The organism is Methanothrix sp. (genome assembly GCA_029907715.1).
In the GTDB taxonomy this organism is placed as follows: domain Archaea; phylum Halobacteriota; class Methanosarcinia; order Methanotrichales; family Methanotrichaceae; genus Methanothrix_B.
The window spans coordinates 1-25,180 of record JARYLI010000008.1 but is presented as its reverse complement, the minus strand read 5'-3'; the positions used below and the strand labels follow the sequence as shown (position 1 = coordinate 25,180).

Annotated in this window: 26 protein-coding genes; 13 read left to right on the top strand and 13 right to left on the bottom strand. The window is 54.6% G+C overall.

What is annotated here, in order from left to right; genetic code table 11:
* Positions 1-11 precede the first annotated feature (11 nt).
* The 3 genes from QHG98_06420 (at position 12) to QHG98_06410 (ending at position 3,901) form a co-directional block, all read left to right on the top strand.
* Positions 12-1,193 carry a hypothetical protein gene (locus QHG98_06420; GenBank protein ID MDH7597353.1) on the top strand — a complete coding sequence of 394 codons (1,182 nt, stop codon included), beginning with the start codon at positions 12-14 and terminating at the stop codon, positions 1,191-1,193.
* Between the two features lie 123 nt (positions 1,194-1,316).
* Entirely contained in the window at positions 1,317-3,587 is a 2,271-nt protein-coding gene (gene nrdD, locus QHG98_06415; protein MDH7597352.1) for an anaerobic ribonucleoside-triphosphate reductase, read from the top strand.
* Positions 3,588-3,724: 137 nt separating this feature from the next.
* The gene (locus QHG98_06410) at positions 3,725-3,901 is read left to right on the top strand and encodes a 4Fe-4S binding protein (protein ID MDH7597351.1); all 177 of its coding nucleotides are present in this window, start codon (positions 3,725-3,727) and stop codon (positions 3,899-3,901) included.
* 688 nt (positions 3,902-4,589) lie between these two features.
* Here the strand turns inward: QHG98_06410 and QHG98_06405 are convergent.
* On the bottom strand, positions 4,590-5,822 hold the full coding sequence (locus QHG98_06405; GenBank protein ID MDH7597350.1) for a proteasome-activating nucleotidase: 1,233 nt from the start codon (positions 5,820-5,822) through the stop codon (positions 4,590-4,592).
* Between the two features lie 404 nt (positions 5,823-6,226).
* Between QHG98_06405 and QHG98_06400 the strand changes: the two genes are divergently transcribed.
* From QHG98_06400 to QHG98_06385, 4 genes are all read left to right on the top strand, one after another.
* The gene (locus tag QHG98_06400) at positions 6,227-7,087 is read left to right on the top strand and encodes a DUF2099 family protein (GenBank protein MDH7597349.1); all 861 of its coding nucleotides are present in this window, start codon (positions 6,227-6,229) and stop codon (positions 7,085-7,087) included.
* A 90-nt stretch (positions 7,088-7,177) separates the two neighbouring features.
* Entirely contained in the window at positions 7,178-8,053 is an 876-nt protein-coding gene (locus QHG98_06395) for a class I SAM-dependent methyltransferase (protein MDH7597348.1), read from the top strand.
* A 399-nt stretch (positions 8,054-8,452) separates the two neighbouring features.
* Positions 8,453-8,731 carry a hypothetical protein gene (locus tag QHG98_06390; protein ID MDH7597347.1) on the top strand — a complete coding sequence of 93 codons (279 nt, stop codon included), beginning with the start codon at positions 8,453-8,455 and terminating at the stop codon, positions 8,729-8,731.
* Positions 8,732-8,811: 80 nt separating this feature from the next.
* Complete coding sequence (locus QHG98_06385) at positions 8,812-9,696, top strand: permease (protein MDH7597346.1); 885 nt, start codon at positions 8,812-8,814, stop codon at positions 9,694-9,696.
* Between the two features lie 225 nt (positions 9,697-9,921).
* Here the strand turns inward: QHG98_06385 and QHG98_06380 are convergent, their stop codons facing one another.
* On the bottom strand, positions 9,922-10,485 hold the full coding sequence (locus tag QHG98_06380; GenBank protein MDH7597345.1) for a toll/interleukin-1 receptor domain-containing protein: 564 nt from the start codon (positions 10,483-10,485) through the stop codon (positions 9,922-9,924).
* Between the two features lie 401 nt (positions 10,486-10,886).
* Here QHG98_06380 and QHG98_06375 point away from each other — a divergent pair, with 401 nt between their 5' ends.
* From QHG98_06375 to QHG98_06360, 4 genes are all read left to right on the top strand, one after another.
* Entirely contained in the window at positions 10,887-11,975 is a 1,089-nt protein-coding gene (locus QHG98_06375; protein ID MDH7597344.1) for a 3-dehydroquinate synthase II, read from the top strand.
* 35 nt (positions 11,976-12,010) lie between these two features.
* A complete protein-coding gene (locus QHG98_06370) occupies positions 12,011-12,691 on the top strand; it encodes a type I 3-dehydroquinate dehydratase (protein ID MDH7597343.1) in 681 nt (226 codons plus the stop codon).
* A 1,092-nt stretch (positions 12,692-13,783) separates the two neighbouring features.
* Complete coding sequence (locus QHG98_06365) at positions 13,784-14,254, top strand: hypothetical protein (GenBank protein ID MDH7597342.1); 471 nt, start codon at positions 13,784-13,786, stop codon at positions 14,252-14,254.
* Positions 14,255-14,259: 5 nt separating this feature from the next.
* Positions 14,260-15,366, top strand: a complete 1,107-nt coding sequence (locus QHG98_06360) for a pyridoxal phosphate-dependent aminotransferase (GenBank protein ID MDH7597341.1) — start codon at positions 14,260-14,262, stop codon at positions 15,364-15,366.
* A gap of 147 nt (positions 15,367-15,513) precedes the next feature.
* Here the strand turns inward: QHG98_06360 and QHG98_06355 are convergent, their stop codons facing one another.
* The 10 genes from QHG98_06355 to QHG98_06310 form a co-directional block, all read right to left on the bottom strand.
* Positions 15,514-16,056, bottom strand: a complete 543-nt coding sequence (locus QHG98_06355; GenBank protein ID MDH7597340.1) for a ribbon-helix-helix protein, CopG family — start codon at positions 16,054-16,056, stop codon at positions 15,514-15,516.
* Positions 16,053-16,820: a HesA/MoeB/ThiF family protein gene (locus QHG98_06350; protein ID MDH7597339.1), complete on the bottom strand. Its 768-nt coding sequence runs from the start codon at positions 16,818-16,820 to the stop codon at positions 16,053-16,055. Before QHG98_06350 ends, QHG98_06355 begins: the two co-directional genes overlap by 4 nt.
* 2 nt (positions 16,821-16,822) lie before the next feature.
* Positions 16,823-17,074 (bottom strand): MoaD/ThiS family protein, encoded by a 252-nt coding sequence (locus tag QHG98_06345; GenBank protein MDH7597338.1) that lies wholly within the window; start codon positions 17,072-17,074, stop codon positions 16,823-16,825.
* 94 nt (positions 17,075-17,168) lie between these two features.
* The gene (gene pfkB / locus QHG98_06340) at positions 17,169-18,119 is read right to left on the bottom strand and encodes a 1-phosphofructokinase (protein MDH7597337.1); all 951 of its coding nucleotides are present in this window, start codon (positions 18,117-18,119) and stop codon (positions 17,169-17,171) included.
* Between the two features lie 65 nt (positions 18,120-18,184).
* Positions 18,185-18,790 (bottom strand): superoxide dismutase, encoded by a 606-nt coding sequence (locus tag QHG98_06335; protein MDH7597336.1) that lies wholly within the window; start codon positions 18,788-18,790, stop codon positions 18,185-18,187.
* A gap of 44 nt (positions 18,791-18,834) precedes the next feature.
* Complete coding sequence (locus QHG98_06330) at positions 18,835-19,386, bottom strand: DapH/DapD/GlmU-related protein (GenBank protein MDH7597335.1); 552 nt, start codon at positions 19,384-19,386, stop codon at positions 18,835-18,837.
* Positions 19,387-19,431: 45 nt separating this feature from the next.
* Positions 19,432-20,049 (bottom strand): (Fe-S)-binding protein, encoded by a 618-nt coding sequence (locus tag QHG98_06325; protein ID MDH7597334.1) that lies wholly within the window; start codon positions 20,047-20,049, stop codon positions 19,432-19,434.
* Entirely contained in the window at positions 20,046-20,738 is a 693-nt protein-coding gene (locus tag QHG98_06320; protein MDH7597333.1) for a GTP-binding protein, read from the bottom strand. Before QHG98_06320 ends, QHG98_06325 begins: the two co-directional genes overlap by 4 nt.
* A gap of 2 nt (positions 20,739-20,740) precedes the next feature.
* Positions 20,741-21,502, bottom strand: coding sequence for an ATP-binding cassette domain-containing protein (locus QHG98_06315; protein MDH7597332.1), 762 nt, complete (start codon positions 21,500-21,502; stop codon positions 20,741-20,743).
* On the bottom strand, positions 21,499-22,749 hold the full coding sequence (locus QHG98_06310) for a cysteate synthase (GenBank protein MDH7597331.1): 1,251 nt from the start codon (positions 22,747-22,749) through the stop codon (positions 21,499-21,501). The genes QHG98_06315 and QHG98_06310 overlap by 4 nt, the downstream gene beginning before the upstream one ends.
* Before the next feature lie 149 nt (positions 22,750-22,898).
* Between QHG98_06310 and QHG98_06305 the strand changes: the two genes are divergently transcribed.
* On the top strand, positions 22,899-23,921 hold the full coding sequence (locus QHG98_06305) for a DUF1786 domain-containing protein (protein ID MDH7597330.1): 1,023 nt from the start codon (positions 22,899-22,901) through the stop codon (positions 23,919-23,921).
* 5 nt (positions 23,922-23,926) lie between these two features.
* Positions 23,927-24,499, top strand: coding sequence for a Kae1-associated kinase Bud32 (locus QHG98_06300; protein ID MDH7597329.1), 573 nt, complete (start codon positions 23,927-23,929; stop codon positions 24,497-24,499).
* A gap of 71 nt (positions 24,500-24,570) precedes the next feature.
* On the opposite strand, the gene QHG98_06295 is transcribed toward QHG98_06300, so the two are convergent.
* A partial coding sequence (locus tag QHG98_06295; GenBank protein MDH7597328.1) for an S-layer protein domain-containing protein occupies positions 24,571-25,180 on the bottom strand: 610 nt, incomplete at its 5' end.

Below are 25,180 nucleotides of genomic sequence, written 5' to 3'. Positions count from 1 at the left end.
TGATACTACTGATGGTCTCTCCAGTAGCTTTGTCACTGCGTTATACTGCAGAAGAGACAAAAGAATTGGATCGAATTGTTTATGGCATATCTGAGCAAAAATCCGCTGTTAAGGCAGTTCCTGCTGCAAGCCCATCAATCTCTATATCTTCAGGAACGACAGCAAGAACGATCGAAAGGCAGTACTATCAAGCAGGTGATCCAATTAAAATAAACAAAGTTGTATATCTATGTCCGGGAAGAAGATTTTATAGCGATGATGGTTATTATCCTGGGGATACCTTAGTTGTATTTACTGAGTTAATACCTGCTACGTCCGACGAGATAAAAGGGTTGTGGATCCACGAGAATATTGATAGGGGTTTGTATGTACAAAATATATCCAGGATTTATGAGGTGTTAACGGGGGGTGACCTCAGTATATGTCAAAATAGCGCCTCTGATGGAATCTTTGAGATCAATGAGACTGATTATGAAAATAGTTTCAAATTTTCATATGACCCAAAAAAGCATCTGATAACATTTGGAGACCTGCGGCTCCAGAAACCATCAAGACTTTTATACTGGTACGCCGTTAAGCCCAATGATACAAGGAAGTACAACATCAAGACCACACTCAGGTTTTATGATGTTTCGTTTGCTGATATGGATTACAGTACAGAAATCGATATAAATCCACCAGAACCGCTATTTGAAGTTGGTGCAAACATCAATCAAAAAGACATCTCCAAAAACGATATTGTTAGAATAATATATGATATATCTTATTTGGGTGGTATGGGTAATAGGACCCAAAATATTACAGTAGTCTTTGAAGATACAGATTACTGTGAGTATGTGGATCAAAATAAGTTTGAAAATGTTTCGTTGGATCACAATGAAGTAATAAATATAGAGGAATATTTGAAATTCAACAAAAGTGGAATGTTCTCACTGCCAGCTATTACGATAATATCAGATGATTATCTTTTTAAAAAACGATTCCATTTTAAAGATGACGAGATTGTAGTAAAAGATTTTTGGGAAAGATGGGGCAACCATATATTATTAGCTCTTAGTATATTTGGTATAATTCTAGGTCCGATTTACGGTGCAATTAAAGATGAACTCTGGAAAACAAGAGTTAAATATATTATTATATTTATTTTATTAATGGTGTTAATATTGATGGTGATTATAGTAAAACACACGTAAATCGAATACGTTCGATGGAAATATAATTATAATTTTTCTATGTTCAAATCACAGGCGAAAACAATAAAGAGGTGGTTGTGAATACGCTGATTTTGTTGTCGAAACATATCGTGGGTGGGGATGTTGAACGGGAAAAACAAACAGCTGACCCTTACGGGTGTTGTTGTCTCCGCGATGCCCAAGGTGCGCACCACAGATGGGCATCTGCTCGACTGGGACAGGAACGCGATAGTGAAGCAGCTTCTCAAGGAGACCAAGCTATCTGAGAATTTTTATAAAATGCCCGCCATAACTGAGGATGAGGCAAAAGAGATCGCGAAGGAGGTGGAGCGCAGGATACGATGGATGAACGTCCGCTACCTCTCAGGGCCCCTCGTCAGGGAGATCGTGAACGTGGTTCTTCTCGAGAGGCATCATCCCGAGTGGCGCAACATATGCACAAGAATAGGCACACCCGTGTACGATGCTCACCTCATCGATATAGGCACAGGGTTCGAGTCGAGGGAGAACGCGAACCTTCAGGACAACGCGGAGACGTCGCACAAGAAGAAGGCAGACAAGATCAGCAAGGAGCAGTACCTCCTGCTTCTTCCCCCGCACCTCTCAGATCACCACATCTCCGGGGACCTCCACATCCACGATCTGGAATACTTCGGCACACGTCCGTTCTGCCAAGATCATGATCTCAGGTACTTCTTCTACTACGGATTGATGCCTGACGGGCGCGGGACCAAGGCATCCGTCGCGGGTCCTGCCAAGAAGCCTGAGGTGGCGATACTCCATGCGGTAAAGGCGCTTGGCAGCGCGCAGACGAACTTCGCAGGAGGGCAGGGCTTCTACAACTTCCTGACATTTGTGGCACCGTATCTGGAGGGGTTGAGCTACACGGATATCAAGCAGCTCATGCAGATGTTCGTCTACGAGATGACCCAGATGATGGTCGCGCGGGGCGGGCAGCTAGTCTTCTCCTCAGTCCAGCTCACGCCTGGCGTGCCCACGATCTGGAAGGACAAACCTGCTGTCTATAAAGGAAGGATATGGAACGGGGAGCAGGCGCCCCTCAGAACATACGGCGAGTTCGAGAGGGAGGTGAGGCTCGCATTCAAGGCGCTGATGGAGGTCATGCTGGAGGGCGATTACTGGGGAAAGCCGTTCAATTTCCCGAAGCCGGAGATAAGCATCGAGCCTGATTTCATGAAGGAGGACGAGGAGTTCAACCGTGCACATCCGGATCTGCCGACTTACAGAGATCTGTACATGCTTGCCTTCAAGCTTGCTGCAAAGTACGGCGCGCCATACTTCGACAACCAGCTCCCAGAGTACAGAGGTGCTGGAAAGGGGATATCGTGCTACCAGTGCTGTGCGTATCAGTTCTCCTCCACCTTCCAGAACGACACCGAGTTTGAGGACAAGCTCTACTTCAAGGACGGAAAACACTTCTCGATGGGTTCGTGGCAGGTCGTCTCGCTGAACTGCCCGAGGGCTGCCTACAGGGCGCGCGGGGAGGACGAGCTGCTCTTCGAGTATCTAAAAGAGCTGATGGATGTCTCAGTGGAGATCTTCAAAGTGAAAAGAGAATGGATGAACAAGATCATAGCAAACGGACGGATGCCGTTTGCCACCCAGCGGCCCAGGGACCCGGTCACCGGAGAGAAGGGCGCGATGGCTGTGGATCTTGAGAAACTCGTCTACACAATAGGCGTCGTGGGTATAAACGAGATGGTCCAGTTCCACACAGGTAAACAGATGCATGAATCGAGGGATGCATGGCGGTTTGCTGTCAGGGCGATGACCGAGATGCAGCTTTATGTTAAAAAGCTGAGCAGGGACCACGGGATGACCATCGCGCTTGCGAGGACTCCAGCCGAGACCACTGCGCAGCGCTTTGCGGTCTCGGATCTGCTGCATGACGAGTACAGGGAGTGCGCAAGGCGTGTTGTGAAGGGTGATCTCAGGACAGCGCTGGAGAACCTTCACAGGACAAGGGATCTGCCGGTCTACTACACAAACGGCACCCATGTGTGCGTGAACGCAGACATCCCCATAATGGAGCGGGCCATGCTGGAGCATGTCTTCTTCCCGATAGTGGATGGGGGCAACATCTTTCACATCTTTCTGGGAGAGAACGATCCGGATCCAGAGTCGCTGATGAGCTTCGGGATGAACCTCGCGAAGAGCACTCAGATCGGGTACTTCGCGTTCACCAGGGATATGACCGTGTGCCTGAGCTGCTGCGCAATATCTCCGGGTCTCCAGGAGATGTGCCCGCGCTGCGGCTCTGCTGAGGTGGATCACATAAGCAGGATAACAGGATACCTGCAGGCTGTCAGCGGCTGGAACGCCGCGAAGCAGCAGGAGCTCAGGGACAGGAAGAGATACAGGGACCTCAGCTGATCAGCCTGCTCTCACACCATTCTCAGTGCAGCATGCTGCATTCGCATTTATTGCAAAAGCTGCTGACGAAAGGTATATATCATATCTGCCTACTCCACGATTACTGGCCGATAAAAGGCAAATTGGAGGATTTCGTAATGCCTGCAGTAGTTAACAGAGAGGAATGTGTGAGCTGTGGAACCTGTGTGGAGGAGTGCCCGGAGGAGGCTATCAAACTCGATGATGAGGAGATAGCAGTGGTCGACCCGGAGAAGTGCACAGAGTGCGGCACATGCGTAGAGGCCTGCCCATCTGAGGCAATACACATTGAGTGAGAATCTCTCCGCTTTTTTTATTTGTTCGCTCTCATTGTTTGGCAGGTGCAGGTTGCGCAATCCGGCTGCTGGAAGCACTCATTCGTTCTACAGAAGCGCATGCCAAAGCCGATGCCTTTACCATCGCATGCGGGGTTCACAGGCAATTTATCAATAAGAGCTTATCTGTTTCAGGTTACAGACACCATCCGACCTCATGCGGTGGGTTATCTGAAGACAGAGTGCATGCCGGCTCTGAATTGGATGCATGCGTCATCGGTTAAGATCGACATGTGTAGAATTGGACTTAATGGTCTTATCTCGCCTCAGTACTGCTATCAGGACTCAAGCCCACAAGCGGTCGATTTGAATCAAACTCTCCACTATGGGGAGATCTCAATTTGTCAAATTCCATGGTCAATATATTTTCAGAAAATCCTTAACCGATGACAAATGGAATTGGATGCATCCAGAAATTCGGGCGATCCACATCGTTCCGAGCTTCAGGGAGAGATCGCAGCCCTGCATGAGATCTCTCCTTCTGTAAGCACACAATCAGGGCATGCACTGGGAGCATCCTGAATAGGATCCTCAAAATCCAGCTCTTTGGTATAAAGCCTGTTTGATAAACGCATGCGGCAGCATTCGCAGATACCCGAACAGGAGGTTGATAGGGATCCTCTGAAAATAGGTTGCTGAGCTCTCAGGATCAGTAGAACATCCTGAGAGACTCGTCGGTCTTCTCCTCCTCACCCATAACCTTCTTCACGGCCTGTCTGAAGTCATCCATGTTGACCACAGTGGCCTCTCGCCGTATCGCGTTCATTCCGGCCTCGACAGCAATGGCCTTCAGCTCAGCGCCGCTCGCTCCATCCGTCTGCTTCGCTATGGCTGAGAGATCGACATCATCGGCCTTCTTCATCTTTCTCGTATGGATCTCAAGTATCTTCAGCCTCGCGACCTCATTGGGCATTGGTATCTCTATGATCCTGTCGAATCTGCCAGGCCGGAGGAGAGCTGGATCCAGGATGTCTATCCTGTTTGTTGCAGCGATTATCTTGACATCCCCTCTCTCCCGGAAGCCGTCCATCTCGGCCAGGAGCTGCATCATGGTTCTGTTGACCTCTGCGCTGCCTGTTGTGCCGTCGTGCGTCCTGATGCTTCCCACAGCGTCTATCTCATCGATGAAGACTATTGATGGTGCCTTCTCCCTTGCCATCTGGAATATGTCCCTCACCAGCTGTGCGCCCTCTCCGATGAACTTGTGGACCAGCTCGCTTCCCGACATGTGTATGAACGTTGCCCTGGCATGGTGCGCAACAGCCTTGGCAAGGAGTGTCTTGCCGGTGCCCGGGAGCCCGTAGAGGAGCACCCCCCTGGGCGGCTCTATTCCTATGTTGCTGAAGAGCTCCGGCCTTGTCAGCGGAAGCTCAACGGTCTCGCGTATCTCCTGTATCTGAGCGTCGAGACCTCCAACATCATCATACGTCACATTCGGAGCCTCTATCAGCTCCATTGTCTTCGCCCTGACATCCACAGATCTCTCCAGGAGTCTCACTATCGTCAGGGAGTTGTTTATTGCAACCCTGCTGTTCGGCTGCAGCTTCTCCATTATCTCCGGAGGAGCTGTGGTTATGAACTCCTGGTTGTTCCCATGCTGTCTGAGCATGACGTAGTCGTCGCCCACCTCTATCACTGTGGCCAGAAACAGCGGCATGCGCCTCAGCAGAGCGTTCTCCTTCTTAAGACGCTCAAGCTCGCGCAGATACTTCTTGTTGGATATGAGAGACTCGAAGAGCTTCGCTCTGGCCTCCTCGCGCTCCATGCGGAGGGCCTCGGCCTCCTCAGCCAGTGCCCTGTTCTCCCTCTCGAGCGCTGCGATCCTCTTGGTGAACGACTCGATCAGGCTTTCCTGATCCGTCATAGCTGACGATTCACTCATGGTTGCATCTTCGATCTTCAACGATATAAACTCATGCATCCACGCTCGGGAGGCGCCCATAAATTTCGCATTCGACGCGGCTACACCGAACATGCTCGATACGTTGAGCTAAAATGCCCTCCTGAGAGATTTCTGGATGAACGACTATGCCCGATGATAGCGGCTTCACTTGATCTGTACCTCAAGCACGCGCACGATATTTAGCAAATACGCTACACCCTTCGCTCTCATTCCAGGCCGAAAACAGGGAAAATCCCCGGCTTTGACCAGCTCTCGACTGCGTGGAGCGTTCGACAGGTGTCATAGTTCTCCATTCCTGCGGGCTGGAGGCGCATCGTTCAGGATTTCATGCGACGACTGATGCAGCCATAGTTATATGTGCATTCAGGATCCATGCTTCCTGGATGGCAGAGCATCTTGCTGAGATGGCCGGGGCTCTGGTGAGGATCAGGGATGGGGTACCTGAGGTCCTGACCGATCCCCAGATCAGGTTCTGCCCTCTCAGGAGGGATCTGTACGGGATCCATGAGGAGAGCCGTGAAACCGTGGAGAAGGTGATTCGCAGCCACATCATGGATCTCGGCATGTACAGCTCGCAGCGGGTTCTTGAGCTTGCAGAGGATCCGGTGAGCTTCGGCGCATCGGAGATCCTCATGGACGGGATGGCCGAGGGTCTGGTGGACGCGGCTGTTGTTGTCTGCGACGGCGCCGGCACAGCTATCGTAACCAGGCCGGATGTGCTGCAGGCTGTCGGAGCACACATGACAGGGCTCATCAAGACTGAGCCAATAAAGGCGATCCAGGATGGCCTGGAGCAGCGTGGATGCATCCTCATCGATCGTCATGCTACCATAGACCAGATCAGAGGTTTCGTGGCTGCACTCGATGCAGGCTTTGAGCGGGTTGCTGTGACCCTGGCTGGGAGCATGTCCTCTGATGCCAGAGATCTCCGTGCAATAGGGGCAAGGGCTGGAAGGAGCCCTCTGATCCTTGCGGTACACACAACCGGCATAGGCAGGGATGAGGCTGCTGCTCTGGCAGACACCTGTGATATCATATGGTCCTGCGCGTCCAGGGCCGTCAGGGAGGTCGCTGGGGAGAGGGCCATGCTCCAGATAGGTGTATCGATACCGGTATTCGCCATGACCCAGGAGGGAAAGCGGCTCGTCCTGAACAGGGCGCTGCATTTCAGAGGCAAACTTGTGATCCACAGATCGAGCCTGCCATATCTGCATGCGGATCGCCAGCCGAGCCCTCTGATATAGTCTCCCGCCTCGCCTCTCGCATATGATGATTGCACCTACCCGGCGGCTCTGGTGCGAAGGTTCATATTTGCAGGCTCATAGCATAATTCTGTGCTGATCAACAGGATGCTCCATCTCGGAGAGGACGAGTGCGTATTCCTTGCGGAGGAATCCCTCGAGGACCTCATATGGCTCCCGGTCACAAGAAATATTGTGGCTGAAGCCGGTAGTTTCGATCGCGCCATTGCTGTAAACGACAGGTCTCTTGCGCTGCACTCGGAGCCCCAGGATCTCTGGATCCTCCTGACCGATCTTTACTCAGAGAGCAGACCTGTGATGGAACTCATCAAAGGCATGGATTGCGAAAGGGTCGATGCAGATGAGGATGAGCTCTTCCAGGCCATAGTGGAGTGCCTCTCGGTATCGCTGATGGAGGGCATATTCTGCGATGGGTGTGCTGAGAGCGGGACCGTTCACCATCCTGCGGACAGGATATCCAGACTTGAGAGCATGCTGAAAGAGCTCCTTGAGGATCTGCTGGACGATGGCTCTCGGCTGCTTGAGGTTGGATGCGGAAGCGGCACTGGAACAATGGTTCTCAGGAAGCTCGGAACAGACCCATGGGCGATGGACGTGGACCGGTGCGAGGTGTGCCAGGGTCTGAGAGCTGGCGCTCTGGACCCCTTCAGGACATTCGTGCTGGATGCCAGGCTCCTCCCGAGGTTCTTCAGCACGGAGAGCTTCGATGCTGTGATCGGATTCATGGTGGGGTTGATAGACGACTCGAACTGGCACATCTGGAGGGATATAATAGTTAAATCATCATCACTCGCCAGGAGCACGCTACTCTACACGGTGTACTCCAAGAGGGAGGCTGAGAGGATCGCAGATCTTCTCGGAGGTCTCGGCTGGAAGGGCAGTCTTATAGACAACAGCAGCTCCATAGCCGTATACGATCAGTGGGTGTATCTGGGACGGAGGAGCTAAGATCGCTGATCGCGGGCACGTTGCGATTACGTTAGCATGCCTTTGGATTAAGGGATGCGAGCCCGCGATCGCTGATGCAATTATTGTGGACGCTTGTGTTCAGCAACTTGTGGGTCATGCGGTCCGGTTGCTGAATCCACTCATCCCCTCGCCGGGCCTTCGACGCAGTCGAAGATAAGTCGAAACCGGCGCATAGCATGAATTTTCTTCGGGGGAAGTCATAAGATGAATAAGAGCGATTGTGGATACCGGTCAGTCCTCGCTGGGCCGGGCTGCATGTGATCATTTTGCATCAACATTTATAGATATGTATTCTTCATTCAGCTTTATGAAATAAACAAAATCACCATTCACAACGTTTATATATCAATTGAGATTGATGCGTTGTGTGGTGATTGCTTGCTGGACAAGATCTTTGGCAGGATGAGTGGTGGTTGCTGTGGGCGTGTTATCAGCCTTCAGCAGATAAACGTTGGAGGTCGCCTCATAGGCATCATGGGAATGAACGAGGTCTTTCAGGAGTATTTCAGGAAGGGAAAAACGCCTGACGACTCAGTCGGCGATGAGCTTGTAAAAGACCTCAGGAAATTCAACTACATCGCTGAGGGAGCGGAAGAGCTGTACAAAGAGGCCTTCTTGAGGGAGTACAGGCGGTACTACGAGGCCAGAACGAAGTAGAGCCAGTCATTTACTCTATTTTGGATGCAGGATACCTTATGTCTTACCTGCATCAGGCTCTGGATATTCGGGGTGGTCGGGTGTTTCATGACAATTTAGTTGTAGCTGTCGATTTCTTTGTGAAGATCGCATTAGAACTGACCGTTCTGTTCATAGGTGTGACCTTTCTCGTGGGACTCATTCGGGAGTATGTGCCGGATGAGACTGTAAAGAGGGCTCTTGGCGGCAGACACATCGTTGAAGGCAGCGTTTTAGGTGCTGCTTTTGGTGCGCTAACACCGTTCTGCTCCTGCTCCACAATACCGCTGCTTCTTGGGATGCTCAATGCCGGAGTCCCATTTGCAGCCTGCATGGCGTTTCTGTTCTCTTCCCCACTGCTGAATCCCGTCATATTATCGCTCTTCCTTGTGCTGCTGGGATGGAGGGTTGCTCTGCTTTACCTCATCGTAACCTTTGCGGTGGCGGTTTCGGCCGGTCTGGTACTGAACGCCCTTGGCTTTGAATCTCAGGTGAAGTCTGTGGCTTTTGTGAGGGATGATCAGCCAGCGCAGGATGCAGGATCGAGGATACGGAGATCGGCTGATTTTGCTCTCGCCCTCTTCCGTCAGCTCATGCCGTACCTTCTGCTTGGAGCAGGTATTGGGGCGTTCATTTACGGTTTTGTGCCTTCAGATCTCGTTGTCCAGATTGCTGGGCGGGACAACCCTCTCGCCATCCCTGCGGCTGCCCTCATCGGCATCCCCCTCTACATCAGGGCTGAGACGATCCTTCCAATAGGCCTGGCTCTCATCGGGAAGGGCATGAGCGTCGGTGCTGTGCTCGCGCTCGTCATAGGTGGTGCTGGCGCAAGCATTCCCGAACTCTCCCTGCTGTCGGCCATGTTCGAGAAGAGGCTGCTTGCGGCATTTGTGCTCACCATCTTCACAACAGCAGTGGCTGCAGGTTACCTGACAAACCTCCTGTAGCTTTTGCAGGAATGGCCACCGTCTTCAGGCACTGATGAGGGGCGGAGCCCCCCTCAGGTCTGATATGGCGATGATCTCCTCTCTGATGGAGGAACGTGGCTCTCAGAGAGTGCATGTATGCACGCTCCGACGGTGGAGATCTGCTCTTCATAGCGTGGTTTTCAATGCGATCGTATGATTGCAGCGCTCTCTTCAGCTCTCATGCATCGGGCTAAAGATCTGAGCTCAATCAGTGACCGGCGAGAAAGTCCTCGGGTCGAGCGAGATCGCGGCCTCACAGAATGAGCATGCTGTCTCAAGGTATCTGTTCTCGCTTATCGCGCGGTCCACATTCTCCTGTGGTGTGAGGTACTGTGTCATCTCCTCTCTGCATATCGGGCACCTGACCCTGAGCCACTCCAGCCTGGTGAGGGATCTGACGATCCTTATCAGATCTGCCACTGCGTTCGCGAACGCACCGGACGAAAATGTGATGGGAACAACATCCTCGATGAAGAATGTCACCTCCACCCCATCCTCTGCGATCGGAATTATGAGGTGATCTACAGCCTTAGCGAATCCTATCTCCATGTTGACAGTCCTGGAGAATATCGAGTTCGACGTCAGGATTGGCACAAAGCATTCCGATGATCTTATGCCGAAGGACGCCCACTCTGCCCTGGAGATGCCGCGATGGTATCTGAATTGAGACGTGAGCGTATCGAGACAGATGCGGTAGAGCGCAGAGCTGATTTCTCCTGCAAGATCAGCGTCAGACTGGCTGTGAGAGATGTATATCTTGGAGATCATGCTTTATCCAACCCTCGACGAGGGCACATAAACTGGCATTATCATAGCCCCCTCTCCCCATCTATGAATGCCCGTGATTTTAAAGGCGCTCTGTGGCATCCGCAGAGGACCCAGGACGCCATCAGACTTCCATGTAAAAATAACTCTGAAGCATTATAAGCCTTGTGACATCTGAGGATGTGTTGGCTTTCTGCGCCCCGGCACGCCTAGCTCTGTCATGATCTCAATAATAAAGATGATGTGCGAGCATGTCCCGAAGCCTGTCCAGTGATATCCGCTACCATTCCACCCAGCCCGAGGGTTAATATACAGGCATGAGTCTGAGTAGCATACTGTTGAGGAAACCTCATGCCAGCAAGTCTGGCTCAATGATAGTCCATCCCTGCACCCGGGGAGGTATTATGAAAGAGAAATGGCTCATGGCGCTTGCACCTGAATGGGATGATGTAAAGCCGCTGATAACCACAGCGCTCGAGTCCGGCTTCGACTGTGTGGTTGTGAGCAGAGATCACATCGATCTTGTGAGGGAGCTCGGGAGCATTAAGATCGCGTGCTTCGGCCGCGAGCGCGGCTCTGAGGATATTCTGATACTGGATGCATCAGTGCCAAGGGAGAAACAGATCGAGGCCGTCGAAAATATGGGCAGGCCCATCGGGGGTTATGTTGAGATACGCTCCAAGGAGGATGAGCTCTTCGCCGCAGAGCTCGGCAAACATGTCGATTATCTCCTTGTTGTCGGAACCGACTGGAAGGTCATACCGCTGGAGAACATGATCGCAGCGCTCCAGGGATACGGCTGCAGGATAATCAGCTGCGTCCGCTCCTCAGAGGAGGCAGAGGTCGCCCTCTCCACACTCGAGCACGGCGCTGATGGCGTGCTTCTTGATACCCGAGACCCCTCTGAGATCAAGCGGGTCCAGGCAGCCGCAGAGCGCTCTGGGATGAGCAGGATAGACCTGAAGGCCGCGACCGTGGTCTCTGTCAGGCCGGTCGGCATGGGCGACAGGGTATGCGTCGACACCTGCAGCCTGATGCGGAGGGGCGAGGGGATGCTTGTCGGCTCACAGTCGAGGGCGTTCTTCCTGGTGCAGAGCGAGGCCGAGGAGAGCCCGTATGTTGCGGCAAGGCCGTTCCGCGTGAATGCCGGAGCGGTCCATGCCTACATACGGGTTGGGGATAAAACCCGGTACCTGTCAGAGCTGAAGAGCGGTGATGAGGTAACGATAGTGGGCGGTGACGGGATGACGAGAAGCGCGGTTGTCGGCAGGGTCAAGATCGAGAGGAGGCCGATGATCCTGGTCGAGGCAGAGGTCGATGGCGACAGGGTGAGCACGCTCTTGCAGAATGCTGAGACGATAAAGCTCGTGTCCCATGACGGAACCCCGATATCGGTGGCAGAGCTGAAACCCGGTGATAAGGTTCTGGTGCATGTTGAGGACAGCGCGAGGCATTTCGGCATGAGCATCGATGAGACGATAATCGAGAGATGATCGAGGGGTCTCAACAGCGGAGATGTGCATGATGGATGTGCAGCAGAACGGTTGATCTTGGAGGCCTGAGGATCCGAACCCCTGCGATCGTCGCCTCGCTCGGGGCAGATGCGGAGCGCGCAGCAAGGAGCGCCGAGTCAGAGGGGGCGGACATAATAGAGGTGCGTCTCGATCTTCTCGAGGATCCAGATGTGATCAGAGACATAAGGGCGTCAGTATCGCTGCCACTTATGGCCACGAATCGCATCCCATCAGAGGGCGGCTCCTTCAGGGGGTCTGAGGAGCGACGGATAGGTGTTCTCATGGATGCATCGCGCTTTTCCGATATCATCGACATCGAGCTGATGGCGCCAGGGAGGGATCAGCTGCTGGAGAATATCTCATGCCCTGCTCTTGTATCATACCACGACTTCAGCGGCGTGCCGGAGAACGTGCAGGCCATAATAGAGGACGCCAGGAGCGCGGGCGCTGATGTGGTGAAGATAGCCGTCACCCCGCGCTCCATGCGGGAGGCGCTGGATCTCCTGAGAATTCTCCTGGATGAATCACATCCCATCTGCGTGATCGGCATGGGCGCTGTTGGGAGGCATCTGAGGGTTGTGGCCCCCCTCTATGGCTCTGTGCTGACCTACGGCTATGTTACAGAGCCCACTGCACCGGGGCAGATGAGCATCAGGGAGCTGGATACCGCTCTCAGGTGCCTGGGGGCGAGATGATGCTGAAGTGAAGCGCAGTCTCTAGATATGGCGAAAATGAAAGGAGGGAGCAAAAGTCGTCTGGGATGTAGGAGGGAGGAAAAATGGTACGACTTTTGCCACATCCGCTTACGTCTATAGTCGAATATAAATCTTTCGGTCGCAGCGGGGCTGTTCGGCGCAGATCTCTAAGACCTCTCTGGCCCAAAATCGGGGTCTCGGGCTCTAATCACTTATGATTTTGCCGGAATCGACAGCCTCGGGCGAGATCTTCCATGCGCCTGGAGGGACTGAGCACTGCGGGGGTTTCATGAAGAGTACATATCCCTCGCACGATTCACGATCTTTTCTCCCGGACCACATGATCTTGACATGGATTGCATGGTATCGGCCAGTGGCCGGCAGCAGGCAAACCTCTCGATGGAGAACAGGAGCATTCGCCGGATTATCGTCTTCCCGTCCCATGATGAGGATATCAGGCTGTTATGCAGGTTAATAAAAATTGTTTGATCTCTGAGCTGCACCAGGATTGCATCACAGCAGACCTGATACAAACATGGCTGCGCATGCTACTGCGAGAACACCTATCCAGTACGGAAAGACATTTTTCATTTTATCACAAACCTCCAGTAGGTTAATGTATTTCTGTACAAAAAGGTATTTAGTCTTTTGCATGTGCGACGCTGGAGACCACGACATCAGAGTCATGCCAAAAGGATGTGGTCTCATCCCGGTGATTCGGCGGACAGGTGATCTCGCGGAAAGATGGAGTGCCGGTTGATGCTGGATCGATTGCCAGAGTTTGCCTCTCCGGCGATTCAACCACATGAGCCAAGATGAGACCCGCGTGGACTGCCGTTGGACTCGAGCTGTTCGTATTCTGGCGTTGGGTGTGGATTCGCCATATGAGGGTTCGCCGGTATATCACCTCATGAATTCGGTGAGTCACATGATGTTGATCTCAGCGGGAGGCGTGGGCAACCTGTTAATCCAATGGATGCATGCGTCCCTGCATTTGTCCCTGCACCGAACCGATGACTCAGCCATTGATTGTATGGCGATCGTGAGACAAGCGAAAACAGTTAAATCCGATCCCCCCAACCTTGGATCCGTATGCCCGAGCCTCAGAAGACGCAGGATCTCGTCTCCATAGAGGTCAGCGGCCTCAGCGCATCCCTGCTCATGACACACGGCTCGATAAGCCTCTGGTTCGGAAGGAGCGCGACTCCGTCGCTTGTATCCCGGATCATAAGAACGATCGCTAGGATTGACTGCGCTGCAGAGCACGAGCGGGTGATAATCTGCGACTTCGATGAGATAGGCGATTTTGAGGGCAGGGGGTATGTTCTGACATCATACGCGCGAAGCGGCGATATGTACAGGGCCATCTTCGTCGTTCCCTTCTCAAGGGAGGAGGCTCTTGATTTATTCATCGATTCGATCCTAGATGCCATCTCGAATGGCGATGTCAGCGTGAGCCTGCGCTGGCGTGGCGGCCCTGTGCGCATGAGGGCTCTCTGCGAGGAGCTCAAAAGGCTGAACTACTTCACGAGATTCATATCAAACTACAGAACAGATGAGTGATTGGAATGCGATTTGCGGAGCACATCATGGAGATTGAGAGCTCTGGTATACGGAAGTGCTTTGATGGCGCCGGACCTGGCGCGGTCAACCTGAGCATCGGGCAGCCTGACTTCGACACTCCAGGGCACATAAAAGAGGCGGCGATCAGGGCGATCGAGCGAGGGATGACCGGCTACACGCCAAACCTGGGAATACCTGAGCTGAGGGCAGCGATATGCGAGAAGCTCGGACGCGAGAATGGGATGAAATACACTCCGGATCAGGTGATGGTGACATCGGGCGCGAGCGAGGCCCTCTTTCTGGCAATCGCAGCCGTCACATCTCCCGGGGATGAGGTGCTGATTCCGGATCCGGGCTTCGTCTCGTACAGGCCGCTGGTCCAGACAGCCGGAGGGCGTCCGGTCGGTGTGCCCCTCGATCAGGAGCTGAAGCTCTCTGTCGATGCAGTTGCAGAGCGCATCACTCCGGAGACGAGCGCGATCATAGTTAACTCGCCCGCAAACCCCACAGGAGCTGTCCAGTCGGAGAGCGAGATCCGGGGGCTTGCAGAGCTCGCCGAGGATAACGACATCGCCCTCATCTCGGATGAGGTCTACGAGCACTTCATATACGAGGGGGAGCACGTCAGCCCCGGCAGGTACAGTGAGAATGTCATAACTGTGAACGCTGTCTCGAAGACGTACGCCATGACCGGATGGAGGCTGGGCTACCTGGCTGCGCCTCCGGAGGCCATCGATGTCATGCTTAAAATCCATCAGTACATCCAGGCATGCGCATCATCCATATCACAGGCCGCCGCGCTCGCGGCCATAACAGGGCCGCAGGACTGCGTGCGGGAGATGAGGGAGACCTTCCAGCGTCGGAGGGATATGATGGTTCGCGGCCTCAGAGATCTTGGAATTGATCTGGTTATCCCGAAGGGGGCGTTTTACATATTCCCAAGGGTCGGAGATGGCGATGAGTTTGCGGCCAGGCTGAGCTCAGCCGGTGTCATAACGGTGCCCGGGTCTGCATTCGGAGCGAATGGAAGGCCGTACATACGGATATCATACGCCACATCCGACGAGAGCCTCAGGCTTGCTCTGGAGAGGATCAAGACCGTCATGGAGTGACCCGGGAGAGGTGCAGAGGAAACTCCTAGTGTTCATGGGCAGCTGATCTGGCAGTAGCTGCCCTCTGTTCAGATCAACTCTGGGATAATGTCGAATTGCCTGTGAAGATGAAGTTCATCCTTGCACATCCGGCTTTCGAGCGACGCCTCAGTGCAGCAGCTTCACCCTTATCTTCCCGAAGTCCTCCTTTATATCGACGGCGAACCCCATGCCTCTGAGGATCTCCTCGACCTCGGTCCTCACGAACTTCTTGCTCAGATCAGAGGAGAGTATCAGCGTGTACTCACTCTCGGATGTCCTGCTCAGCTTGAATAGGTTGCACGCCTCCAGTCTTTTCAGAATAACATCTGCGTTGTAGAGCCTGTGCCTGAACTGCTCCGCATGTGCCTTGCATACGTCCTTGTGTTTCTCCCAGAACGCCTCAGCATCGGGGTGGGTATCGATGAACCTGAGGAAGAGGAGCCAGTGATCTATGTCGAGTATCACGTGCTCCCCTGCGGAGAGCATCTCCGCGTGCGTGTAAAGCTTTCTGTCCTCCACAGATTCGAATATGCCCCTGTGGCGGCTGTAGAACTTCAGCGCCTCCCTCATCATCTCGCTCTGAGAGATGCCGAGCTCGTCCCTTAGCTTCCTGAATATCCTGGCGGTCTCTTCGTCCATGGATATCGTTATCCTCTCAGGTGCCTTCATGGTTCCTCCCGGCTGTCATCACGAAATCCCGCCTCACCGGACACACTCCTGCCGCCACAGTCCGGGCACCGCTCGTTCCTCTCAATCGGGATCTCGTCCATCTGGGCGCATCTCCCGTCCCATATGAGGAGCCTGCTGGCAAGCGGCTCGCCGAGGCCCGTGAGCATTTTGATCGCCTCCATAGCCTGGATCGAGCCGATGATGCCGCATGTCGCACCTATGACAGGAGGCGCAGCCCTCGGCGGTGGTTTGGGGAATACGCATCTCAGGCACGCAGTCCTTCCGGGAATGATTGTGGTGACCTGCCCGTCGAACCCTGATACAGCGCCATGGACCAGAGGCAGAGCATGCTCAAGCGCAGCCAAGTTCAGGATGTACCTGGCCTCGAAGCTGTCCATGGCATCGACTATGATGTCAATATCATTCAGCAGATAGTCTATGCTGCTCTCCGATATGCAGACATCAACGCCCTCAACCTCGATCGTGGGGTTCAGGGATCGCAGCGCCTCCTCAGCTGATAGGGCCTTGCGCAAGCCTGGAACGCGATGCAGTATCTGCCGGTTGAGGTTGCTGAGGTCGACAACATCTGAGTCCGCGATTCTAATGTGTCCAACACCGGCTGCCGCCAGATAGTATGAGGATACAGATCCCAGTCCGCCAGCACCTGCTATCAGAACTCCAGCTTCCTTCAGGCGCTCCTGCCCCTCGATTCCGAGAAGCGGGAGCTGTCTTGCGTACCTCCTCTCCTCTCCCTCTGTGAGCACACTCAGCCTCCGATTATGGCCGGCACGATCGCGATCTCATCGCCATCCCTGAGAGCTGTGTTGATATCGCTCACACTCCTTCCATTCACCAGCACGTAGACGTCATCCTTTATCCTAAGACCGTCAAGCAGCCGCTCATGCCCTCGCAGGGAGAGGAGCGCATCCCTGAGCAGAGAGCCCTCGCCCATCTCCAGAATGAGATCTCCGCCCAGATCTCTTCTCAGAGTGCCAAACGATCGCAGCCTGATCCGCATTCGATTCCAGCCTCCTCGCCCTTTGCAGATCCGAAGACGGCTTTAAGGACTGCAGGCCTGATGCGATTGCTTCCAGCGCCTCTGCCGTCTGACATCACGATCGCTTCAGGGTCCTGAGCGTTACCTGGGGAATTAGCTGCTCGAAGTCCTCCCTGCTGGCGAGGGCTGTGCCCTTCCTGAGGGTCGTCGCAGTGCCTGCTGCCACAGCAAAGATCAAGCACTCGTCCAGCGATTTTCCGTTGACCATGCCATAGATGAAGCCAGCAACCGACGAATCTCCAGCGCCCACTGTGTTCTCGACCCTGACCTGGGGCGGGATCGCATGGTACTCCTCATGGGCTGATACAAGAACTATTCCGCGCGGCCCCATCGAGACCAGCACCACCTCCACGCCCTTTCTGTTTATCTCTCTGGCCGCAGCGAGAACCTCCTCGATCTCCTTCAGCTCCCTCCCGACGAGCTCGCTGAGCTCGTTTATGTTCGGCTTTATCACATCAGGGCAGGCCTCTATCCCGGATCTCAGAGATCTGCCGTCGACATCGAGGAAGACCTTTGCCCTGCAGCCGTTGTGCTCGCACTTCTTCGCCTCTGCCACTATTCTCCTGTACACAGCAGGGCTCAGGCCAGGAGGGAGGCTGCCGCCGATTGTCACAATCTCGGGCGCCCTCAGGGACTCTATCTGCTCTATGAGCATGACGAGCTCATGGGGCCTGATCTCCGGACCCTTCGCGTAAAATGAGAGTTGTCGACCGGTCGAGATCTCGTGGATGATTATGTTTGTTCTGGTCTCTCCAGAGACCCTGATGAAGTCGGTGCCGATGCCCTCGTTGAGGAGCCTGCCCTCAAGCTCCATTCCGGCGAAACCTCCGACGAATCCGAGCGCGGTGCTCTCAACCCCCAGGTTCTTGAGCACCTTCGAGACATCGACGCTCTTTCCGCCCGCGTAGTTCTCCTCTCTGACTATCCTGTTTGGCTCATCATCAGTTATGCGTTCGACCCACATCGTCCTGTCTATTGCAGGGTTCAGTGTGATTGTGTATATCATAATCACCCACTCCTCAGCTGCACCTCGATCCACTAATCTCATACCGGCAGCGGAGCCGTTTGATCTCACTTCCCGATGCTCTCGAACCTTCTGTTTGCCTCCTCCCAGTCGGCTATCTGCCAGAATGCCTCCACGAACTTCGCCCTGTCATTCCTGTAGTCGAGATAGTACGCATGCTCCCAGACATCCAGCACCAGGAGCAGTCTGAACATGGGGTACACGTTGACGTTGTGCTTCTCGATCTGCATTATTATGGGCCTTCTGGTCTGCATGCAGTACGCAAGCGCAGCCCAGCCGGAGCCCTCGACGCTCACAGCGGCTGCTGTGAACTCCTTCCTGAATCGCTCGAAGGAGCCGAACTCACTCTCTATCTCCCGGGCCAGAGCGCCAACAGGACCGCTGCTCGGTGGTTTGCGCAGGTTCGCCCAGAAGAGGCTGTGCAGCAGATGCCCTCCAATGTGGAAGGACAGCTCCTTCAGCGTTGACTTCTGGTCGATCTCCGCTCCATCTCTTCTGGCCTTATCGAGCCGCTCGAGAATGGCGTTCGCACCATTGACGTATGCAAGATGGTGCCTGTCGTGGTGCAGCCTGAGCTGCGCCTCGGAGATGTAGGGCTCCAGGTCGTTTGCGCTGTATGGCAGCTCAGGAAGTGTGTAGAACTTCTGTGTCATAAAAAATAATATGCACAGGTCCTTGATTAACCCAGCGCCTGTGCTCAGCGCATTGCTCTGTAGCCACTCGCGAACTCGCAGTTGACCTCGACGACCTCAGCGTTGAATCCCCTGAGAGAATCGGGCACCGGTCCTAGGGCGTCCGCCTTTTCCTGGGTGTCGATGACGCTTCCGTGCGGCACAAAGCTCCCATCCTTCAGCGTAACACCCATCACCAGCGCCCTGTGGCCTACGAAGCACCTCTCCCCCAGAGTGGACGCGTGCACAACTGCATTGAACCCTATGAAGCTCTCGTCTCCGATCGTCAGTGGGCCGTGGATCACAGCGCCATGTGCGACGCTGACCTTCCTTCCGAGCTTTATGGAGCTGCCCTTCAGCCCGTGGAATATCGCGCCGTCCTGGACGTTGCACTCATCGCCTATGACTATCGGCGTCGCCTCATCCGCCCTTATAGACGCACATGGTCCGATGTAAACGCTCTCCCCTATGCGGACATCGCCTATCACAACCGCAGACTCATCCACGTATGCGGTGGATGCAACACTGGGCATCGATTCCTGGCTGTTCCAGGATGTTCTCGGGTTCCTCCTGAGCATGAGATCCCTCCTGAAAAAGAATGTGATTTCAACGCATAAAGCGTTTTACCAGACCTTGAGATCGATCGCCTCTATCCTGACCCTCGACCCCTCTGAGTGGACGACAACCCCTGAGTGGACCTTCTGCATCATGCAGTGCTCTGGCAGGAATCTGACGGTCCTCCCTACCTCGGGCACTCTTCCACGCACCACCCTGCCCTCGAAGGCCAGGACCATGCATATCCCCAGGTCCCTGCAGTTCCTGCCTTTCGCGGAGAGAGGGCCGACGATGCGGACTCTCGCCACGCCGCGATCGAACTCCAGGACCTCTGCGAAATGAGTTATTGGGCATCCAAGAGGCCTGTATCTTATCAGGTCCCCGGCCTGCAGGGAGCAGTGATCGAGCGGGTGGAGATCCTCTGTGCACGACATATCCCCATCGAGCGGCCCGAGCGAGAACTCTGCCTCCAGACCATCCATGACGCCCACGATCCTCTCGTGGGATGCTCCCCTCTCCAGGATTCTGCGTATCTCCTCCAAACGACCTCTGAAGCGCTCCTGCGACATGAAAGGGCAGCGCGATATATCCTCAGCGGAGGAGAGATGCTCCGCAAAATCCCTGCAGCTCCTGCGCCCGCACTCCCCGCAGTTGTACCCCGGAAGAAGTCTCTCCAGCACTCTCATTCCCCCACGTACTCCGTGAAGCCATCGAGATGTCTCAGAACTCCACGATGGTGTTTCTTCGATACTCTCAGCTCACCGGTGCAGAGCGTGCAGACCGCCAGGGGCGGGTTGTGCCTCAGAAGCATCTCATCCTCTATATCGCTGGAGTCTTTTATGAGATCTGCAAGCTCCCTCGACCCCTTGCCTGTGAGCCCGTTCGCCTCAACGATCCTGCAGCCGGGATTGACCTCGACGATCCTCTCCCTGAAGACCTCCCGCTCCGCCTGCGATACCAGATCCCCTTTTGTGGCGACCACAACATCAGCTGTCGTGAGCAGCGGGCCGATCTTGAGAGGCGTGTTCGGCCCGGAGGTGACATCAATGACGCAGACCGCCAGGGCTCTGTCCGGATAAGGGGCGCACCTGAGACACAGCCCGGCTGTCTCATTCAGGAGAACATCAGCACCCTGCGATCCCGCCCATGAGATCATCTCCTCTGTGTTGTATATCGAGTAGTGATCCGGACACATATCGCGCGCGAGACCGACGCGCACCGGCACGCCCAGTCTTCTGATCCGCGCGTCATCCTCTGTCCAGAGGCAGTCAACCTTGACCACAGCAGCTCTGAGACCGAGATCCTGCAGGTTTTTTATGGCATGAATCATGACAGATGTCTTCCCGGATCCGGGTGTTCCGGCCACTATCACCACCTTCAAACAGCTGCCCCCGTCGAGCTCAGCACCTCCCCGCGCCTTATCAGCTCTCTCAGAGAAAGAAGCCAGGTATCAACCCTGAACAGGGAATCGCAGAAGCGCCTCTCCTCCTCTGTGGTTTCTATGACCTTGACCATCCCGCCGTTTCTCATGACGATCCTGCGCTCTGTCATGAGTGCGAGAAGCGGATCATGTGTGACAACTAACACAATCTTCCCCTCTCCCGAGAGCATCCTCAGAGCCTCTTTCTTCCTTATGCCGGCGTTCTCTATCTCGTCTATGAGGACTATGGGAGAGTCGCTTATGATGGCGATATCTGCAACCATCAGCGCCCTGGACTGGCCGCCGCTAAGCTCTGTCAGGTTGTCATCTCCATGTACGGGCTCTCCGGTCAGGGTGTTCGCCATCTCCAGAACTTTGGAGAGCAGCCCCGGGTCCCTCCCCCTGCTCCTGGCGTGCATGTAAATAAAATCACAGACGCTCATGTCAGCCAGAAAATGCATGTTCTGGGAGAGCTGGGCGACCGGCTTCCTTCTCGGATCATGCCGCATACCCGGATCCGGCGGGGAGCCGTCGATCAGTATATACCGCCTCGATGGTGTATCGCCCTGGGCGAACTGCTCCAGATCTGATATGAGGGAACTCTTGCCAGAACCTGTGGGCCCAACGATGCCTATAACCTCACCGCTCGATATATCCAAACTTCTGACACATTCAGGCATGCCATCCTTATCAAATCCGCCTTTTATCGTGATGATCATGCAGAAACCATCTCCTCTATCGATGCTATTCCATCAGCAGAATCCTGCTGCCCGAGCCTGAGATCGCATTTCAGTCTCATGCGGCTGTAGTCCTCGGCGAGGCGCTTCATGCCGCCGCCTGTTATGTTCAGCAGGATCTCATCATCCCTCCCCACAGATCCGGATTCCACGGCATCTGCAAGCGCTGCAACAGCAACCGCAGCCGCTGGGAGTATGTCGATCCCCTCCGATCTCTCAAAGAGCCTCTGTGCGCTCGCCGCCCGGGTGTTATCCACGCCGTATATCCTCCCACGTGAGGAGATGACCGCGTCCCTGACGCCGCCCGGAACTGCGTATGGCGGGTTCCGGTTGAAGAGCACGTCATCGTGCATCCCCTCAGGGCAGCCGTATGCATCGAAATTCATCTCCTCCTGGCCTGCACCATGCCACATCGCATGCACAGGCGCGCAGGGGATGTTCTGCGCCAGGTGGAGGCGTGGGAGGCTCTCTCCAAAGCGGCCGTCCCCGATGACGCGCATCGATGCCTCCCAGACAGCTATCCCGCCTGTGCCGCTCCCTATCGCCTGGAAGTAGTGGGCCGGCAGGGATCCAGAGCGTCTCACATGATCGAGAAGCACCGTGCCCATGCCATCCCTCCTCGCGATGTTCCTGGCGCCGCCCTCTGGCCTGAAGCCGTTTCTTGAGGATAAAACACCGGCGAGCTTTATCGCGTCAGCGTAATCTCCCTCCACCCCAACAACCAGCACCCTGCCAGGCTCGACGGTCGTCCAGAGCCTATCCAGTGATGGTACTGGCACAAAAAGGACAACCGGCTGTCCGGTGATGGAGCAGACCTCGGCGAATGCCCTTGCGGTGTTGCCTGCGGATGCCACAACCAGGATCTCCTCTGCACCTCTATCAAGAAGCATCTGCATCGTCGGCGCTGCCTCGAGCTCCTTGAAGCTGCATGTCCTCATCAGCGCCCCGCGCTCCGGCCAGTACCCCGAGAAGCTGATGTACAGGCACTCCAGATCCAGCTCGTCTGCGAGCCCGGAGCTCCTGTAAGTCACCGATGATGATCCAGTGCTTGGATTCCATCCATCCACTGGCAGCCAGTCGATGAAAGACCAGATGCCAGGAAGCTCTCCGGGATTGAATCTGCGCTCGAGGTAATCTGCCCTGGGAAGACCGCCGTCCAGAGGACATGAGGTGGCGCCGTCGCTCAGAACATTTCCGCATCCGGCACACCTCAGAGTGTACTCGCCCATGCTTCCAGGTTGGCCATTGCAGCATATAATCTTTTCTGTTTTGTACAATTAGAATGCCTTTTTGTGAAATAAAATGATAATTTATTATCCAGAAAGGACAAAAACCTGATCGATGAGAATATCTAAGATGCGTGTCTCCGGTGAGGTGTATGTTGCTTGCAGTTGATGTCGGGGCGGGCACTCAGGACATTCTCCTCTACAGGGAGGATGTGGAGCCTGAGGGGCTGTACAAGATGATCATGCCCAGTCAGACAGTGGTGATTGCGAGTAGGATCAGAAGTGCGACAGATCGTGGAAGTGATGTCTTCCTGCATGGATACACGATGGGCGGGGGACCTCTGACCGCTGCGGTCAGGAACCATATCGCATCCGGTTTCAGAGTCTATGCGACAGCTGATGCAGCCCTGAGCATGCATGATAACCTCCAGCGCGTCAGATCCATGGGTGTGGTGATCACCAAGGACCCGCCTGAGGGCTGTGTTGATATCAGGACGGGCGATGTGGAGCTCACGGCTCTGCGGAGAGCATTCAGATCGTTTGATATTGATCTGCCGGAGGCGATCGCGGTCGCGGTCCAGGATCATGGCTTTTCTCCGGAGAGATCGAACAGAGCCACGCGGTTTGATATAATGAGAGCAGCTCTGAAAAACGGCGGACGGATCGAGGATTTCGCCCACAGAGAGCCTCCGGAGGTTCTGAGCAGGATGCGTGCTGTCTGGAGGCATCTGCGTGATGAGGGAATGGATGTGATGCTCATGGATACAGGCCCGGCTGCGGTATTCGGCGCTCTTGAAGAGAAAGGATGCAGAATGCCTGCCCTTGTGCTCAACATAGGGAACGGTCATACGATTGGAGCTCTGGTGGATGATTGGAGGATCACGGCGATCTTCGAGCACCACACATCCGCAATCGATCCTGAGAAGCTTCATCTTATACTGAAACGGTTCTGTGCCGGAGAGCTCACGAACAGCGAGATCTTCGAGGACGGCGGCCACGGGGCTCATACAGAATATGTTCCCGGTGAGGTGAGATCGATTCTCGTCACAGGACCGAGGCGATCTGGTTTCGTGCAGAGGATGAACATGAAACTCACACAGGCCGCCCCCTGGGGGGATATGATGATAGCTGGCTGTGTTGGACTTGTCAGGGCGTGGAGAGCGCTTAGGGGGTGATTGTGATGGAGATAGGCAGGGGCGCTGAGGCCATACTCACACGCGACGGTGATGTGGTGAGAAAGTGGAGGCTCCCGAAGAGCTATCGCATGAGGGAGCTTGATGAGCGGCTTCGTGCGGAGAGGACTGTTATGGAGGCGAGGATAATGGCCGAGGCCAGGCGCGCCGGAGTCCCGACGCCGATAATCAGGGATCTCTCGAGGTTCGAGCTCGTGATGGAGTATGTTGATGGAAAGAAGCTCAGGGATATCATAACTCCGGAGCTCTCAGAGCGTGTGGGGGAGCTCGTCGGAAGACTTCACAGAGCAGGAATCGTGCATGGGGATCTCACGACATCGAACATGCTCCTGAAGGACAACCGGATATACTTCATCGATTTCGGCCTCGCCTACCACGACCAGAGCATCGAGGCGCAGGGTGTTGATGTTCATGTCTACTTCCAGACTCTGAGAAGCACGCATGATGATGCAGACGCTCTGATAGATGCGTTCAGGCGCGGCTACAGAAGAGCGTACCAGCGCGCAGATGCTGTTCTCACCAGGGTCGAGGAGATACGATCCAGAGGAAGGTATCTGTAATCTCTTAATATCTCAGGCCCTGATTTTGAACCTGATTTTACAAAAAAGAGCTGGAGAGCGATAAGCTCTCCTCAGTTCCTCCTGCTGACAAGGTATGCGACCGCAAGGAGTCCGGTCACTGCGAAGACCGCCTCGAATCCGGGAGCGCCCTTCTCAGCTGCAGGCTTTGCCTCTGCCTCTGCGGCAGGCTTCTCCTCGGTCACGTTGGTCGGGGCAACCTCCTCGACCTTCTTCTCCTCGACTACAGGCTTCTCCTCGGTCACGTTGGTCGGGGCAACCTCCTCGACTACAGGTGCGGGAGCAGCGCCCTCAATGGTCGCCTCCTTGTATATGTAGAACCTGAGCGGGTTATCAGCGTCGATTACGTCCTGGTCGGCTGTCTTGACGTGGATGCCAGCCATCAGGGCGATGTCCTTGTTCTTGTTCAGTGTTATGGCGTTGTCCTTGGAGATTCTCATCTTGTCGTACTCTGTATCGACGGAGACATCCATTGGCTGATCGGAGACCTGGAATATGCCCTTGACTGTGGCTATATCCTGGTCAGCGCCGCGGAATGCGTTCTTGAAGTGGACGCCGATTATGACGAGCTTCTCAGTGTCGCCGATGTTCTTCTTGTAGTAGTATGTCTGATCGCTCATCGTGGCGCCTTCTTTGGACGGGGAGATGACCTTTGTGTCAACG